Source organism: Colwellia piezophila ATCC BAA-637, assembly GCF_000378625.1.
Lineage (GTDB): Bacteria > Pseudomonadota > Gammaproteobacteria > Enterobacterales > Alteromonadaceae > Colwellia > Colwellia piezophila.
The window spans coordinates 128,583-146,190 of the sequence record NZ_KB905164.1; the positions used below are offsets into that span (position 1 = coordinate 128,583).

Sequence of the window (17,608 nt, forward strand, 5' to 3'; positions counted from 1 at the left end):
TGAGCTCTGGATAAGAAATATTACACAACAAAGCTATTTTAACCGCTATCAGCATTATTTCTCCTACCAATAACCAGCTATTGGGTACGTAAAAATGCCTTGATAACGACTAAACTAACATCATTGTGTATAACGTATAATTTACTATCTAAATTTCATAGTGTTATAACATTCATTAACCAGAGTTCAGGTTAGTTATTAAGAAAAAGGCTCTGGTAATAAGAGCCTTTATACATTTGTTAAAGATCAAGTTTTCGCTTCTTTTTTAACGGTCAAGGTACGCAAATAAAGTAATAACATTAGCGAGAGCAAGGTAAAGAAAGACAAACTGCCGCTGCTCGATTTTTCAGGAGTAACGTCAAGTGAAATAGTATTATTATCAACCACCGCGATACCACCTGGGTCATCAATCACGCCATTGGCAATACCATCAGTATCATTTGCCCCCCCGTCTTCAATCAATAGCTTTAAACAAATATCACCGACATTTAAACCTACTTGGTAAAGTTCACTATGAGGCGGTGGACAAACACCGTTAACGGCTGCGCTTGTGGCAAGGACATTGTTACTGTCCTCGACAAAATCGGCCCACTGGTGCTCACCATTTATTTTACGATAAACAGAGTAAGCTTTGATGGCATCAGACAAAGGCAAGACAATGGCGACAGAGCGGCCAAAAGGCATAATATTGTGTATTTCAAAATCAAAATACCCCTGACTATGCTCCAAGCTATCTTGCTCTACCAGTCCGGTGTTTAATATTTCCTGTTCAGAGAGTTGAATACCGTCAGAGCTTTGCAATAAGGCAAACTTGCCTAACCTTAACTGTAAACCGGGCTCTGTTTCCGCCAATTTAACGATCGCGGCATTAATATGTAAAGGCTGTAAGTAAGGTATGGTTGAATTATCCATATAGGCCGGTAAGCCATCTGCATCATCGTCGCTAAAACCCTCGTCAATATCACTTAGCCCATCTCTATCACTATCTAGAGTACGCAATGTTTGTTGACTCGCTAAAAGAGGCAGAAATATTTGCTTCGTTTGCGAAAGCGGCTCACTGCCACTGTTAGTGGCAGTACCACTATCGGTTACCGTGATACCAAGAGTGATCAGACCTTTACTCTCCTCTGGTAAGACTACGCTACCTGCAGGGAATACTAGCTGTAATTTATCCGTTGACAGCACTGCACTTAAATAATCCGCTATTTGCCAATCAATTTGATGGCTATCTTGGCTATTCGAGTCTTTAATGGACAGTACCACGGTAACGTCACCATCGTTTTTAGCAATACTTGCTACTGGTATACCTTTTTGCCAGACAGCGACATTGATATTAGGTGCAACATTGCCTTCGGTCACGGTGATGATATGTTTTGCATGCACGCCAGCATTAACCCCTTGATCAAAACTAACGATTAACTCTTCATCGCTTTCCAGTTGAAAGTCATCATTGAGCTGAATATCAATAAATCCTGATGTACCCTGCGTTATCACTATTTTATTATCAGGCAAATTATAATCGGCATTATCGACACTGCCGGTTATTGTTATCGGCAACGTTACTGGATAAGCGGGAGCTGGACCCGATAAGATCACAGCCACGCGAGCGACACCACCTTCAGCGACAACTTGCGCGGATGAAAAGTTCACTAAGGGGTGAATATTTAATACTTGCTCTACGGTAGCAATATTACCGGCATTATCTACCGCTCGCCAAAGAATAACCTGTAAACCTGAGCTAATATTTTTCGCCCCCGTTTCAAACCCTAGCGCCGTTAAACCACAGCAGTTGCTGCCGTCGAGTCCATCGTGCACCGAGATATGGGTCAACTCGATTAGCCGCTGTAAATTTAACTGGGTAAAAGTATGCTCAGCATTAATATGTACGGCCTGGGGCGGAGTAATAATTGGCGCATAATCATCCAATAATGGATGACTGCCCGCTAACGCTTCTGCTACGTTAGTAACACCGTCAAAATCTGTATCAAGCAGTGCATCATTAGCATCAAGCGGGTTAAAGTTATGCAGCGTTTCAAATGCATCACTCATACCATCGCCATCATCATCTAGATCAGCATTATTACCGATTAAATCACCATCGGTATCAATATGTTCACTAGCATCTAAGGGCAGTTGGTCTTCAAAATCTAAATAGCCATCATTATCATCATCATTGTCAAAAATATTACCTAGACCATCACCATCAGTATCAAGACTTTCAACCGGATTATTAGGGAATGGATCATCGACATCTCTAATGCCGTCATTATCATCATCACTATCAGCATTGTCACCTATGCCATCATTATCGGCATCAAGCCACTCGGTCGCATCAAGGGGAAATAAATCGACGCTATCTAGGTGACCATCACCATCATCATCGGTATCTGTATTATTTCCTATGCCGTCATTATCCGTGTCAAACCACTCTAGTGGGTCGTTATCAAAAGCATCAACTATATCGGTGAAACCATCGTTATCATCATCACTGTCTGCATTGTTGCCGATACCATCACCATCGGTATCAAGCCACTCGGTCACATCAAGTCTAAAGGCATCTTCAGTATCTTCTACACCATCTCCATCATCATCTGTATCTGCATTATCACCAATTAGATCACTATTCGTTGGATGATTAGCATCCGTATTCAAATATTCACTTACATCTAGCGGAAAAGCATCATCGTCATCAATAATGCCATCATTGTCGTCATCACTGTCTGTATTATTGCCAACACCATCACCATCGGTATCTAGCCATTCTAGAGGATCTAGTCTAAAGGCATCATCAACGTCTAAAACCCCATCACCATCATCATCTGTATCTGCATTATCACCAATTAGATCACTATTCGTTGGATGATTAGCATCGGTATTCAAATATTCACTAACATCTAGCGGAAAAGCATCATCGTCATCAATAATGCCATCATTGTCATCATCAGCATCACTGTTGTTGCCTATGCCATCACCATCTGTGTCTAACCATTCGGCAGGATTAAATTGAAATGCATCTGCGCCATCTAAAACACCATCACCATCATCATCATCATCCAAGTTATTCCCAATGCCATCATTATCGGTATCAATCGTCTCAGAGAAGTCATCAGGTAACGCATCTTGTCCGTTAAGAATACCGTCGCCATCACGATCGGCATCGGCATTATCACCAATTCCATCGCCATCTAAATCTGCACTTTCAGTACCATCAAGTGGAAAAATATCTAGGCTGTCATCAACACCATCACCGTCATCATCATTGTCGGCATTATTACCTATGCCATCACCATCAGTATCTATATATTCACCGGCATCTAATGGCGCAAAATCAGAAGTATTAGCAATACCATCACCATCAATATCAGGATCAGCATTATTACCAATACCATCACCATCGGTATCAGTATCTTCACTGCTATCTAATGGGTATATATCACTTGTATCATCAACACCATCGCCATCATCATCAAGATCGGTATTATCACCTATGCCATCACCGTCTGTATCAATGTATTCGGTTGCATCAAACGGTGCAAAATCAGCGGCATTATCAACGCCATCACCATCAATATCGTTATCGCTATTATCGCCTAGACCGTCATTATCTGTATCAATTTGCTCGGTACTGTCTAATGGAAAAGCGTCATTAATATCTAAGGTACCATCACCATCAGCGTCGGTATCTGGGCCATCACAAATACCATCATTATCTGTATCTAAACGCTCTAATGGGTCTAATGGACATGCATCTAACAAATCTGAAACGCCATCGCCATCATCGTCATCATCGGCGTTATTACCTATGCCATCATTATCGGTATCTAGTGTTTCTAATGGATCAAGGGGCATATCATCAAGGGTATCTAATACACCATCACCATCATCATCAGTATCGGTATTGTTACCGACACCATCACCATCGGTGTCATACCACTCGGTATTATCATAAGGAAATACATCAAGGGTATTTACAATACCGTCATTATCAATATCCGGATCTTGCGCATTACCTATGCCATCACCATCAAGGTCAGCATTGACATTAAAATTTAATGGAAAGGCATCATCGACATCATTAACGCCATCACCATCATCATCTATATCGGCATTATTCCCTATACCATCAAAATCGGTATCTGTGCTTTCAAAGGGGTCGAGGGGAAATTGGTCGTAAACATCAAGTACGCCATCGCCATCATCATCACTATCGGCATTGTTACCGATACCATCAAGGTCAGTATCTAAACTTTCTTGCGGATTTAGCGGGAAAACATCCAGTAAATCGGGGACGCCGTCATTATCATCATCAGTATCGGTGTTATTACCTAAACCGTCATTATCGGTATCAAGCCATTCACTCGGGTCACCAGGCAGGGGATCATAAAGATTAATAGCAAGATCGCCATCATCGTTATTATCGCTGCCAAAAGGAAAACTGTAACCATTAAGCAGGCCATCTCCATCAATATCAGGATCGCTATTATTACCAATACCATCAAGGTCAGTATCAATCCATTCGAGAGGATCATTTGGGAATAGATCAACAGAATCATCATAACCATCACCGTCGGTATCAATAGCAAAAACACTACTACTGATAACAAGGCTAAGTATGCTTAAAAATTTAAAGCAACGTATTTTATACTTCAACACACGTTTCTCCATAGAGAGGGGTAATCTGCGACTAACGCCAGATATACAGGGTAACTACTTTAGTCATTTATAAAGACGGTAGTTATAAGTGTAGCTGCAATAGTCCGTTTACAGATCTACCTTCATATCGGCAAATCTATTGATAACTTAAATATTCGGGTAAAAACAATAATACTAGTAACCGACTTGACGACCAAAACGATAATTAAAACCAATAAATAAAGTACTGATACTGCCAAAGTCAGAATAATTGGGATAATGTTTGACGCCTATATGCATAGCGGAATTTTTTGTGAAGCTTTTTTGTAGGATCACTGATAATACCGGGTTGATATCCCCTTGCTCGGCAAAGTAAATATCATCTCGGTCAAAGTCCGGTCTAAAAACAAGTTTGTGTTCACTTAAGTTAACCGCCGCGCCCACTTGAAATTCAACCATGAAACTACTGATAAATTTATCGTATGACTTCGGATAATAACGATAACCCAATGACAGCTCGACGGTTTGCAAAGCAAAATCAAAGTCCGCTTTATCCCAAGCGTCACTGGTTTTATCCAAGTCGCTTATGGCAACATTTTCTAAACGGTTGTAACTTACCTGCCAAATAAAGGCTTTTTGCTTAAAAAATTCATCACCAATAACAAGGCTATAACCAAAACTTGAATCTTGATCCACTTTATGAAGTTGTATTGAACTTTCAAGCGCATCGGCATTGCTATGCAACATAGCCATAAAAATACAAAACATTTGCGCTATAGGATTAATTTTTTTTACCATCACTACTTTTACTCCTGCCAACAAGCCTTCGATAGGTAGTCATTTTATTGTCGGTCGTAAGGGGGAACTACCAATGAGTAAAGTTAAGCAATAATCACACCAAAGAGATATAGACTTACTTACTGATGAATTTATAAAGGCATCAATAACAAGCGGCTACAATCCACTCACATAGAGTGAATAATAAACTTTAATTGAGTGGAGATGTACTGAAGCGCAGAGAACGAAACGGCAAATAGCTGCCCTTAGGAACACTTATTTGCCGTTGATGTTTGCCCGCGGAGTGTTGGGTTGCAGTTTGCCGTTAATATTTTCGGTGTTAACTTTTGGTGTTAACTTTTGGTATTGATTTTTGGTATTAATTACGGATATTAATTTTCCGAATTAATATCCGGCCTTACTTGGTACTGTTGGAATGCCCGAAGATAGTATTTTACTCAACTAGAGCACTAACATTCATTGTTAAAGTCATTTAACGACCTAAGGCTAATCCTTCTCTTCGCGGATCGGCTCCGCCCACTAAACCATCACTGGTTAGTTCTATGGCATGTAAACCACTGTTTAACGGTTTAACTTTTACTCTATGCCCTCTGGCTTCAAGAGCCGGTTTTAATTTGGCAATATCCGTATCAACCTCCAGTGTGGTAACCACATTTCTATTAGTTACTTTCGGTAAGTTAATCGCCTGTTGCACGTTAAGTTGCCAATCTAGAACAGCCACAATGGTTTGTGCGACATAATTAATGATGCGACTACCACCCGGTGAGCCGACAACTAATCGTAATGAATTATCGGCATTAAAAACCATCATAGGTGCCATTGAACTGCGTGGCCTTTTTAATGGCTGAACACGGTTAGCAACTAATTCACCATGGCGTTTAGGCGCGAGTGAAAAATCAGTTAATTGATTATTTAATATAAAGCCTTGTACCATAAGCGCTGAGCCAAAACCGTTTTCAATACTACTGGTCATAGAAATAGCGTTGCCTTGTTTATCGACAATAGCTAAATGAGTGGTTGATGGTCTCTCAATGGCATTATCATTAGCCAGTACCAAAGCGTTATCAGGCTGACCCGCTATTGCTTGCCCCATATCTTTTTCTTCATCAATTAAAGCGGCGCGTTTTGCCAAATAATCTGCAGCCAATAAACCTTCAACCGGTACGCTAACAAAATCGCTATCCGCTATATATTTGTTTCTATCGGCAAAAGCTAACCTTGAGCTTTGGGTCAATAAATGAATAGCGTGCAGTGAGTTTGGCGGGTATTGAGCCAAGTCAAATTTTTGTAATTGTGCCAGTATTTGAATAACGGTGATGCCTCCAGAGCTTGGCGGCGCCATACCACAGACTTTATATTGATGATAAGGACCACAGACTGAAGGTCGTTCTATGGCTTGATAACCTCTCATATCTTCGAGACTTAATAAGCCTGGAGAGAGGATAGCGTATTGTACTTTATTAACAATTTTTTTAGCGATCCAACCCTGATAAAAAACATCAACCCCTTCAATCGAGATACTAACTAATGCCTTGGCTAGTTTTGGATTCTTTAAGGTGTCTCCTGCTTTAACGCGCACGCCATTAGGCGAAAAGTAATTTTTTATTTCCGGTAAGGTATGAAGACCTGGATTGAAATTCATTGCCAATAATTTTTCTAAACGGTTCGAGACAATAAAGCCACTTTGGGCTAATTCAATCGCTGGCTGAAATAACGCCTGCCAAGGCAGTACACCAAATTTTTTATGGGCATCACTGAGCGCGGCAAGTAAACCAGGTACGCCGACAGACTTACCTCCAACAACTGCTTCAGCCCAGTTTAATGGTTGACCTTGTTCATCTAGAAATAAAGCGCTAGTTGCTTTTTGTGGTGCAGTTTCTCGGCCATCAAAGGTGGTTAATTTTTGCGTTTTATTATGCCAATGCAGCATAAAACCACCGCCACCAATACCAGAGGATTGCGGCTCTACTAAGCTAAGCACTAGTTGAGCAGCGATAGCCGCATCAACAGCACTGCCACCTTTATCAAGCATTAATAATCCGGCCCTACTTGCATAAGGATTTGCCGCTACCACCATATATTGCTTAGCGGTAACCGCTTGTTTTTGATTAAAACCGGTAGCCGCTTCTGGCTCTCGAATCTCCCGTGTCGCTTGTGCTGCTTGGCTGAGTAAAAGCTGAGCGACTATCAATGTGACTGAGATAATGCGTAATAATAGTGAATGATGAGTCATCAAGTTTCCTTAGGATGTTTTATGCTCAGGTCTAAAAGATAATTGGAACTGATTAAAGTCTTTAAATTTTTCCAGTAGTGGTTGATATTTCCCCAAGTTTTCAGGGCTAACCTTTCGTGGCTCAGCACCGTCTTTAGTTAAATCATTGTTTTCTAAAATCGCCAACGCATAACAGCACGCTTCTAGACTTGATAAAGCCTTTTCTCTCGCCACTTTACGGATAAGATATTGGCCAGCATCAGCCAAATAATCAGGTAAACACACTTGCGGTAATTGTTGCAATGTATTTGACAACATAAACATGCGATAAGCTTTTTTCCAGGTACCATCGAGAATAACTAAACATAGCGGCTTCGCGTTATCTGGTTGAGGTTGCTTACTGTTAGCCACTTGCACGCATAAATTACTGGTGAGGATTTGTGCTCGTTCGCCAGGATAAAGTAAAACAGCTTGTTGTTGGGCAATGATATCTAAAAAAGCTTGTTGTTCATCGACATTTTCAGCCACTATGACTTGGCAAGATAGTAAGGATTTAGCGAGTAAAGCAACCGTACCTTTACTTTGTGATACTTCACTGGGATGTTGCAAGACAACGACATGAATGTCATTAGCTATCTCGGTAGTAAAGGCGCAAATACAGGCTATTTCAGGCCGCTGACAGCCCTGACAAAGTGTTCGAGACATAGAGAAATAAAATAAAGCGAAAAAAGTTAAGCTGCCATTGTATACTTTATTGATTCTTTATCTAATAAATAACTGAAAAATAGATGATAACTTTTACCGACTACCGACAATAACATGATACCAACCTTAAAAAGTCTCCCCTTAACTAAACAACACAGCCTGGTAGTTTGTCTTATCGCTGTTCTCGCCCTACTTGCTTATGCGCTCGATGAACAAGTGGCAAACAGTTTAGTTTATCAACGAGAATTAATCAGCCACGGTCAGATATGGCGCTTTTTTACCGGCCATTTCTTGCACACCAATGGGGTACATTTACTACTAAACTTATTAGCTTTGCTGTTTTTATGGGCTCTACACGGGCACTTTTATAGCCTTAAAAATTACAGTGTGCTATTTATTACCTCAGCGGTAATATGCAGTACTGGCCTCTATTACTTCTCTCCTGACATTCATCAATATGTTGGTTTATCAGGTATATTACACGGTATTTTTATCTTTGGCGCCATCATGGATATCCGTCATCATGATAAAACAGGTTACCTGTTACTTATTGGGGTATGGCTAAAAATTGCTCACGAGCAGTTTTATGGTCCCAGTGAAGACCTTTCGGCCTTAATTAATGCCAATGTCGCCATCGACGCCCATTTATGGGGCGCGATCGCCGGATTAATTTTTAGTGTTGGTTATATCGTTTTGATTAAAGATGAAAAAGCCGAAACAAGCGCCAACGCGCATTAATCGCCAACGGCTTCAACTAATCGATAAAAAAAAAGACCAAGTGCATAAGCATTTGGTCTTATTTATGTCTGTTACCGCCTTGAATACTACCTAGGCGTTGGTCGATTATCTTTAAAAACCGTTAGGGTTCTCTGACTGCCAACGCCAAGTATCAGTAATCATAGCGGTTAAGTCTAACTTAGCTTGCCAACCTAACAATTCATGCGCTAAAGAAGCATCAGCATAAACAGTTGCTAAATCACCAGCTCTACGTGGTACAACCTGATAGGGAATAGGTTGTTGGCTAATGTCTTTAAAAGTGTTGACGATTTGTAATACCGAAGTACCATTACCGGTACCTAAGTTAATTGCCTGACACCCCTTAAGCGTGCCTTTATCATGCGCTAAACTTTCCAAGGCTTTTACATGCCCTTGTGCTAAATCAACCACATGAATATAGTCGCGTACGCCAGTACCATCTTCGGTATCATAATCGTCACCAAAAACTTGCAATTGAGCTAACCGCCCTACGGCCACTTGCGCGACATACGGCAATAAATTATTAGGAATGCCATTGGGATTTTCACCAATCAAGCCCGATTGATGGGCACCAATAGGATTAAAATAACGTAAACAAGCAATCGACCAAGCGGAGTCACTTTTTGCTAAGTCAAAGAGGATATTTTCCACCATTAACTTAGTTTGACCATAAGGGTTAGTCGCTGAAGTTGCCATGGTTTCATTTAACGGTGAAATATTATTACCATAAACCGTTGCTGATGAACTAAAAACAAGGTTTTTCACTTGGTGCTGAGCCATCACTTGTAATAAGGTTAGCGTGCCAGAGACATTATTTTGATAGTAAGCTAAGGGAATTTCATTAGATTCACCGACCGCTTTAAAGCCAGCAAAGTGGATAACGGCTTCAATATTGTGATCACTAAAAACTTGCTCTAGAGCGTTCGCATCACAGATATCAGCTTTAATAAAAGTCACTGTTTTATCGGTGATTTGTTCAATACGCTCCAACACTTTGGTTGATGAGTTTGATAAATTATCAACAATAACAATTTCTTGCTCATTAGTGCTTTGCAGTAATTCAACTACGGTATGGCTACCTATATATCCGGTACCACCGGTGATTAATAAACTCATGGTTTTCCTTATCCTGTCAATTAATGCATCTATTGGCATTAAACATATCAATTTATCCCGTTATTTTACCCTTACGCCATGATTTTTGATAGTAATATATAGCCTTGCTAGCCATAACTAGCCTTGGTAATAACGGGCCACATGAGCAATGAATTGGTCTAAGGCATTTAACGGTAAAGCGTTAACCCCCGCAGCAGCCGCTCGACCACCGCCACTTGGATACTGGGCGCAAATATCGCCCGCACCCTGCTTATTATTTAACGGTGCGCGCAAACTTACAGTATAACTTGCCTCGTTAGTCGCCTTATCATCAGCTTGTACTGGGTTTAATGTCACGACAATATGTGCTTTATTGGGTGCTTGATTGGCTAAGTCATTACCAAAAACGCCACTGACTCGACGAGACCAAGCTCCATCCTCGAGTATGATAGTTTTGACTACCGCATTATCGGTTAATACCTTGGCTGCTTGTGCTTTTTTCATATCGGCTAAATAAGCCAACTTTAACTGACTAAAAATCGAGTTTTTTTGGCCAATTAATACAAAGGGATCTGGGTATGCTAACAGTACTTGATATAACTCTGCCGGATGGAAGTGTAAATCAGCAAGCGCCTGCCCATAACCGTTATAATTAATGTAGGTACCTAATTCGTTTAGCTGCTCTCGTTGCTCTTGAGATAAACCTACTTGCTGGGCTAAAACATCAGCACTGGCTAGCATGTTATCACCATAAGCTGCGGCAATGGCCCAGTGTACATAAGCGCCACCAAGGTGTTCGTTTATCAGTAAACTAGTACAAGTATTAGCATCGGTATCGAGTAAACTAGTTAACAACGGCGATTGAGGTACTTCGCCAGTGCGATGATGGTCAACATAAAAAACGGGGACTTGTGCCGCAAGTAATGCCGTTAAAGCCTGATTATTTTTCTCTAAAGAAATATCTAATACCGTTACCGAGCTGGCCTTACTCACATCAACTTGCTGCAGTAAACTGATATCACGCTTAACCCCAGTGATTAGTTGATAAGGTACTTGCTCTGTTTGAGTCTGAATGTGAATTTGAGCAAGTGTTAACTGTAATAGCGCGATAATACCATCGGCATCACCATTAAAAACGTTATAATGCATAGAGAAAGTCTAGCCTTGATGTAATTATTTTCAGAGTTTGCTTGGTTATCACTAACGCTACATTTAGCTCGCACTATGCACGTTAATAAAAGCATGTTCCAGTAAATAGCCGACAATTTTCTCTGCACATTGCTCAACCGACTGCTCTGCCGTTTTAACATGAATTTGCGGTGTTACTGGTACATCATAAGTTGAATCTATGCCGGTAAAGTCTTTGATCTCGCCTGCTCGCGCTTTTTTATATAAACCTTTCGGATCGCGCTGCTCACAAATGCTTATTGGCGTATCAATATATACCTCAATAAATTCACCCGCTTCAAGTTTAGCTTTAGCAAGAGCTCTGTCACTGGCAAAAGGAGAAATAAAGGCGGTAGAAACAATAAGGCCGGCATCCAGGAATAATTTGGCCACTTCTGAAATACGACGAATATTTTCAATACGTGCTTCATCACTAAAACCTAAATCGCCATTAAGTCCATGACGAACATTATCGCCATCAAGTAAATAACTATGGCAGCCAAGTTTATACAATAAGGCATCAACCGCATTAGCCACGGTAGATTTACCTGAGCCGCTTAAACCGGTATACCAGAGTAACGCAGGCTTTTGCTGTTTTAAATTAGCACGTTGCGCTTTGCTGATAAGCTGGTTATGCCAAACGGTGTTCTCTGTTTTCATAGTGGCTGATTTCATTGTAATACTCATACTAGGTCGTAAATTCGATATTAAAAAGGAAAAACTAACGGGATCATAAAGATCACGGTAATTGAATAAATAATTGAAATAGGCAAACCAAACTTAACAAAATCACTTAACTGATAGTTACCGGCGTTATACACCATGACATTGGTTTGATAACCATAAGGGCTGATAAAGCTACCACTAGCAGCAAAAGCAACCGCCATCACAAACGGGGTTGGATCGACGCCAAGTCCTAAAGCAATATTATAAGCAATAGGGAAAGCCAAAGCTGCTGCCGCACTATTTGTGATGAGCTCGGTCATAACAAGCGTTAACAAAAAGATAACAACAAAGGCTAAGTAAATACTATGACCAAATAACAAGCCCTCAATATTTTGTGCAAACATCCCGGCTATACCGGTATTTTCAAATGCTGACGCTAAGGTAAGTGCACCTAAGACTATCATCCAGATTTCTAAGGGAAAGCGGCGTTTGATTTCATTAACCGACAAGGAGCCACTGAAAATTAAAAAAGCTAAATAGATAAATAGGCAACTCAATAATGGTAAAGGGGTAAAAACAGATACCAATATGCTAGCGATAAAGCCCCAAACGGTGGTGTAATCACGCCAACCGCTGAGCATATTATCTGCCTGATGCCCTGAGAGTATATAAAAGTTTTTTGATAGATTCGCTCTGGTGGCAAAATCTTGCCCTACGGCTAACACCAGAAAATCGCCAGGTTGCAGTATTATATCGCCTAGTTTTCCTGATAAGGCACTGCCTTCTCGGCGCACAGCAACAACAGCGGCATCAAACCGGGCTCGAAAGCCGGCTTTCTTTAAGGTTTTACCGGCAATGGTAGAATCCGCTTTAACTAAAACCTCAGTTAAGTTGTCACGCAATAAGTTATCTCGTAGTAAATTACCTTGCTCGGCATATAAATTCAAGCCATTGAACTGCTGTAAAGTCAGCACTTTTGAGATATCACCACTAAAAATAAGTTTATCGCTCGCTTGTACACGTTCTTCCGGGCAGACTGGGGAAATTAATCGTCCTTGACGTACGATTTCAACAAGAAATAAAGCATCCAAATTTCTCAGACCATTCTCTTCAATGCTTTTACCAATCAAACTTGAAGATAGCGCGACTTCGGCTTCGAGCAGATAGTCATTGGTCACTAAATCATCGTCAACTAAGTCCGGTAATGTCCGGCTACGCAGTAAAATAACAAACAGACATAAAACAAAAGCGGCTAAACCAATTAAGGTAAAATCAAAGAAACCGAAACCTTGATGGCCTTGTTTAATCAATAAACTATTAACAATAAGGTTGGTCGATGTACCTACTAAGGTCAGCGTGCCGCCTAAAATAGCGGCATAAGAAAGCGGTAATAACAACTTGCCGGCATTAATGAGTTTGTTTTTTTTCACGGTGTTGATAAGTGTTGCCACCACAGCCGTGTTGCTCATAATGGCAGACGCCAAAGCGGTACCGAGTAATAAACGAATGGTAGATTTCGTTTTAGAGCCGTTAAATACACTGGCAGATAAGCGTCTGAGAATACTTGTGCGTTCAAAAGCAAAAGAACATAACACCAGTAAAACCAGCGTCACTAAACCTGGGTTTACCGCATTACTAAGGATGTCCTCTACGCTGACAAGAGACAGTGCTAAACACAATAATACCGTTACCGAGAAAACTCGCTCAGGTACTTTATTGTATTTTACTAAGCTGATAAAGGTGGCAACAAAAACCCCTATCATCAACCATTGTTCAATTGTCATTGTTAAACCTCATAAAATAACAAAGTAGCGCGAACAAGTTCCCGCCTACGAATCAATTAACTTGTAGGCGGGATTTTAATCGCGCTTTGGGCTATTTAGTGATGTCGCGTGCACCCCAATGCGGGAACTGCTTACGAACTAGTGCATTCAACTCTAATTCAAAGGCTGAATACTCTTGGGCTTTCTCATCAATAGCATGATTAATCATACCCGCGCCAACGGTGACATTGCTTAATCTGTCGATAATGATAAAGGCACCCGTACTTTGATTGTCTTCATAAGCATCAAAATGTAAGGTTTCGCTGGTAACAAAATTAACAATGCCGATATCATTAATCGCTAATTGAGTACTAGGCAACTTTTCCATGGTATTAACGTCATATTTACTAGCAATACTTTGCGCATGACCGGTAGTCATTTTACTGCCGTGTTTGATATAGTATTCACGACCAGGCTCAAGTTCATTGTCATGCATCCATACCACGGTGGCACTAAACTCTTTTGCTGAAATAGGTAAACAGCCTTTTTTAACAATGGTTTCGCCACGACTGATATCAATTTCATCTTCAAGCGTTAGCGTTACCGCCATGCCTTTATCCGCACGTTCTAAATTACCATCAAAAGTAACTATTTCTTTTATCACACTTTCTTTACCTGATGGTAAAGCAACGATGGTATCACCAACAAGTACATGACCTGAAGCAACCGTGCCGGCAAAACCACGAAAATCAAGATTAGGACGGCTAACAAGTTGCACTTGGAAACGAAATTGAGTGAACTCTTCTTGGGTTTTTACATCGATGGTATTAAGCAACTTCATTAAAGTAGCGCCCGGATACCAAGGCATATTTTTGCTTTCGTCAACAACATTATCGCCATTTAACGCTGACATAGGGATAAAGCGTACATCAGTGAACTCAAGGGACTCGGTAAATTCACGATACTCTTTTTTAATTGCTTGGTAGCGCTCTTGCGAGTATTCAACCAAATCCATTTTATTGACGGCAACAATAATGTGCTTAATACCTAACAATGAACAAATAAACGAATGACGACGCGTTTGTACCTGTACACCATAACGGGCATCAATCAAGATAATGGCAATATCACAGGTTGAGGCACCAGTCGCCATATTACGGGTATATTGCTCATGACCTGGGGTATCGGCAATAATAAATTTGCGTTTATCCGTTGAAAAGTAACGATAAGCGACATCAATGGTAATGCCCTGCTCACGCTCAGATTGCAAACCATCAACCAATAACGCTAAATCGATGGTATCACCGGTTGTGCCTGATTTTTTTGAATCTTTTTCAATGGCAGCAAGTTGATCTTCAAAGATCAGCTTTGAATCATGCAATAAACGACCAATTAAGGTACTTTTGCCATCATCGACACTGCCACAGGTTAAAAAACGTACTAATTCTTTGTTTTCATGTTGCTTTAAATAAGCTTGAATATCTTCTTCAATTAAGTCTGATTGGTGACTCATAACTTTTTCCTTGGGAAATTTTATCAATTCGCATCAAAAAATGGTGCAATAAAGTAAATGTGGCTTTAACTATTAATGTTTAGAAGTAGCCTTCCATTTTCTTCTTCTCCATCGAGCCAGAGCTATCGTGATCTATCACTCGTCCCTGACGTTCTGAGGTTTTGGTTAATAACATTTCTTGAATAATTGCCGGTAATGTATCCGCCGTTGACTCAACAGCACCCGTTAACGGGTAACAACCTAGCGTTCTAAAACGCACACTCTTCATTTGAATTTCTTCATCTTCACCAATAGGCATACGATCATCATCAACCATGATCAAGGTGCCATCACGCTCTACTACTGGGCGTTTTTTCGCTAAGTAAAGTGGCACAATAGGGATACTTTCTAAATAGATGTACTGCCATATATCAAGCTCTGTCCAGTTAGATAACGGGAAAACACGGATGCTTTCGCCTTTATGCACTTTACCATTGTAGATATTCCACAATTCTGGACGCTGATTTTTTGGATCCCAACGATGGTTTTCATCACGGAAAGAATAAACACGCTCTTTGGCACGAGATTTTTCTTCATCGCGACGAGCACCACCAAAAGCAGCATCAAAGCCGTATTTATTAAGTGCTTGTTTCAAGCCCTGTGTTTTCATAACATCGGTATGGGTAGCACTACCGTGAGTAAAGGGTCCCATGCCCATGGCCATGCCTTCAGGGTTTTGATGGACAAGCAATTCAAAGCCATACTCTTTCGCTATTTTATCGCGAAAGGCAATCATTTCTTTAAATTTCCAGTTGGTATCAACATGTAATAACGGGAAAGGAATTTTACCTGGGGCAAAGGCTTTGCGCGCCAAATGTAATAACACTGCCGAGTCTTTGCCGACAGAATACAACATTACCGGATTATCAAATTCAGCCGCTACCTCACGAAAAATATGGATAGACTCAGCTTCAAGCTTTTTTAAATGGGTTAAATTCATTGCGAATACAAACTTTATGAAAAATTAATAAGCTTATAATGCCATAACGAGATTAAATTTCCATATAAGAAACGCATTCGATATAACCAAAAGTAATAAGTGGATTGGTTTTTTATAACTTAATACGCTTGGAACCTTCCTATTTAGCCTCTGTAACCACACAATCAAGCTAAAACAAAAAAGTCAGCTTACGCTGACTTTTTTACATTTCACTCCCTTTGTAGTGTTAAATACTTAACCTTGCCTGGTTTTCCTTGATAATTTTTTCACCAATACCTCTGACTTTACTCAGCTCATTAATTGACTTGAAACCACCGAATTGTTGGCGATAAGCAATAATGGCCTGAGCTTTAGTTTCTCCTATGCCCTTTAAGGTAACTAACTGGTCAACGGATGATTTATTTAAGTTCACCACTGCCTGCTTTGTCACTTGTACACTCTGGCTTTGCTCTGCCTTTGTATCACTCGTCTCATTTGCTAAAGCTAAAGCTAAAGAAGAGTTCACTAGTAGAATAACGCCTAGACTTAAAGTAGAAATGCTTTTCTTGAGGTATTTCGATTTATTAATCATCTTCCATTCCTTGTAAGATTGTCCATTTAAAAGTCAACTGATTAGCTGCTAATAAAAAACCCAGTAACAACTCAACAGTCATTACTAGGTTTAGGCACAGAACTTACGTTTGTCAAAAAACATTGTGACAAATCTATCTCGGGTCAAATGAGTAGATTTTAAGCGAACATGCTTAGTTTATTGCCAAACAATTTGATCTAATTGTTGCTCACCTTCCGCCAAATTCATTTTGATAATTTTATTATTTTCACCCACCATAATCAGACGCGGAATACCGCCTGAAGCAAAACGTTTATAGATAGCACGATTCTCATCGACTGCTATCGCGACTTTAATGCCACGCTTATCTCGCCAAGCTGTCACCGTTTCAAGGTCTTCTTCTCGAGCAATGGCAATGATGTCTATATCATCACTATCAAGCAAAGCTGAGCTATTAAGGGCCTTAAGCAAACGATTAGAGTCGTGACACCAAGTGGCAAATAAAATAACCAATTTACGCCGACCTAATTGATGTAGATTTAACTCTTGCCCATCAATGGTGGTGATGCTATCAATCGGCAATATATCACCGGTATTAATATATTCATCATGAACCACCGCTGCATTTTGATTTAGCGGTAAGACCTGACACCCGGATAATGTCAACGCTAGTGTTACTGAAAAAAATATTTGCTTTAAGAGCTTAGTGCTATTTTTTCTCATCAAGTTATTCCTTATTAATCTCATTAATTACCGCTATAAACGTTTACCT

Annotated in this window: 13 protein-coding genes; 1 reads left to right on the forward strand and 12 read right to left on the reverse strand. The window is 40.3% G+C overall.

Translation table 11 applies throughout. From position 1 onward, the window contains the following. Nucleotides 1-246: 246 nt before the first annotated feature. The 4 genes from F580_RS0109425 to F580_RS0109440 all read right to left on the reverse strand — a co-directional run bounded on the left by F580_RS0109425 (nucleotide 247) and on the right by F580_RS0109440 (nucleotide 8,347). A complete protein-coding gene (locus tag F580_RS0109425) occupies nucleotides 247-4,653 on the reverse strand; it encodes a thrombospondin type 3 repeat-containing protein (RefSeq protein ID WP_019027472.1) in 4,407 nt (1,468 codons plus the stop codon). 174 nt (nucleotides 4,654-4,827) lie between these two features. Further along, nucleotides 4,828-5,430 (reverse strand): hypothetical protein, encoded by a 603-nt coding sequence (locus F580_RS0109430; protein WP_019027473.1) that lies wholly within the window; start codon nucleotides 5,428-5,430, stop codon nucleotides 4,828-4,830. 472 nt (nucleotides 5,431-5,902) lie between these two features. Further along, nucleotides 5,903-7,663 carry a gamma-glutamyltransferase gene (ggt, locus tag F580_RS0109435; RefSeq protein WP_019027474.1) on the reverse strand — a complete coding sequence of 587 codons (1,761 nt, stop codon included), beginning with the start codon at nucleotides 7,661-7,663 and terminating at the stop codon, nucleotides 5,903-5,905. Nucleotides 7,664-7,672: 9 nt separating this feature from the next. Continuing rightward, a complete protein-coding gene (locus tag F580_RS0109440; protein WP_019027475.1) occupies nucleotides 7,673-8,347 on the reverse strand; it encodes a tRNA-uridine aminocarboxypropyltransferase in 675 nt (224 codons plus the stop codon). A gap of 114 nt (nucleotides 8,348-8,461) precedes the next feature. Between F580_RS0109440 and rrtA the strand changes: the two genes are divergently transcribed. Beyond that, complete coding sequence (gene rrtA / locus F580_RS0109445) at nucleotides 8,462-9,085, forward strand: rhombosortase (protein WP_019027476.1); 624 nt, start codon at nucleotides 8,462-8,464, stop codon at nucleotides 9,083-9,085. A 111-nt stretch (nucleotides 9,086-9,196) separates the two neighbouring features. Here the strand turns inward: rrtA and galE are convergent, their stop codons facing one another. From galE to F580_RS0109490, 8 genes are all read right to left on the reverse strand, one after another. Further along, the gene (galE, locus tag F580_RS0109450) at nucleotides 9,197-10,219 is read right to left on the reverse strand and encodes a UDP-glucose 4-epimerase GalE (protein ID WP_019027477.1); all 1,023 of its coding nucleotides are present in this window, start codon (nucleotides 10,217-10,219) and stop codon (nucleotides 9,197-9,199) included. A 117-nt stretch (nucleotides 10,220-10,336) separates the two neighbouring features. Then, on the reverse strand, nucleotides 10,337-11,347 hold the full coding sequence (locus tag F580_RS0109455) for a hypothetical protein (protein ID WP_019027478.1): 1,011 nt from the start codon (nucleotides 11,345-11,347) through the stop codon (nucleotides 10,337-10,339). Nucleotides 11,348-11,410: 63 nt separating this feature from the next. Further along, complete coding sequence (gene cysC, locus F580_RS0109460) at nucleotides 11,411-12,040, reverse strand: adenylyl-sulfate kinase (protein WP_019027479.1); 630 nt, start codon at nucleotides 12,038-12,040, stop codon at nucleotides 11,411-11,413. 32 nt (nucleotides 12,041-12,072) lie between these two features. Further along, entirely contained in the window at nucleotides 12,073-13,815 is a 1,743-nt protein-coding gene (locus F580_RS0109465) for an SLC13 family permease (protein ID WP_019027480.1), read from the reverse strand. Nucleotides 13,816-13,906: 91 nt separating this feature from the next. Continuing rightward, on the reverse strand, nucleotides 13,907-15,307 hold the full coding sequence (gene cysN / locus F580_RS0109470; protein WP_019027481.1) for a sulfate adenylyltransferase subunit CysN: 1,401 nt from the start codon (nucleotides 15,305-15,307) through the stop codon (nucleotides 13,907-13,909). Between the two features lie 79 nt (nucleotides 15,308-15,386). Further along, a complete protein-coding gene (gene cysD, locus F580_RS0109475; RefSeq protein ID WP_019027482.1) occupies nucleotides 15,387-16,286 on the reverse strand; it encodes a sulfate adenylyltransferase subunit CysD in 900 nt (299 codons plus the stop codon). Nucleotides 16,287-16,512: 226 nt separating this feature from the next. Then, nucleotides 16,513-16,857, reverse strand: a complete 345-nt coding sequence (locus tag F580_RS0109480) for a ComEA family DNA-binding protein (protein ID WP_019027483.1) — start codon at nucleotides 16,855-16,857, stop codon at nucleotides 16,513-16,515. Between the two features lie 177 nt (nucleotides 16,858-17,034). After that, a complete protein-coding gene (locus F580_RS0109490; protein WP_019027485.1) occupies nucleotides 17,035-17,559 on the reverse strand; it encodes a TlpA family protein disulfide reductase in 525 nt (174 codons plus the stop codon). Between the last annotated feature and the right edge of the window lie 49 nt (nucleotides 17,560-17,608).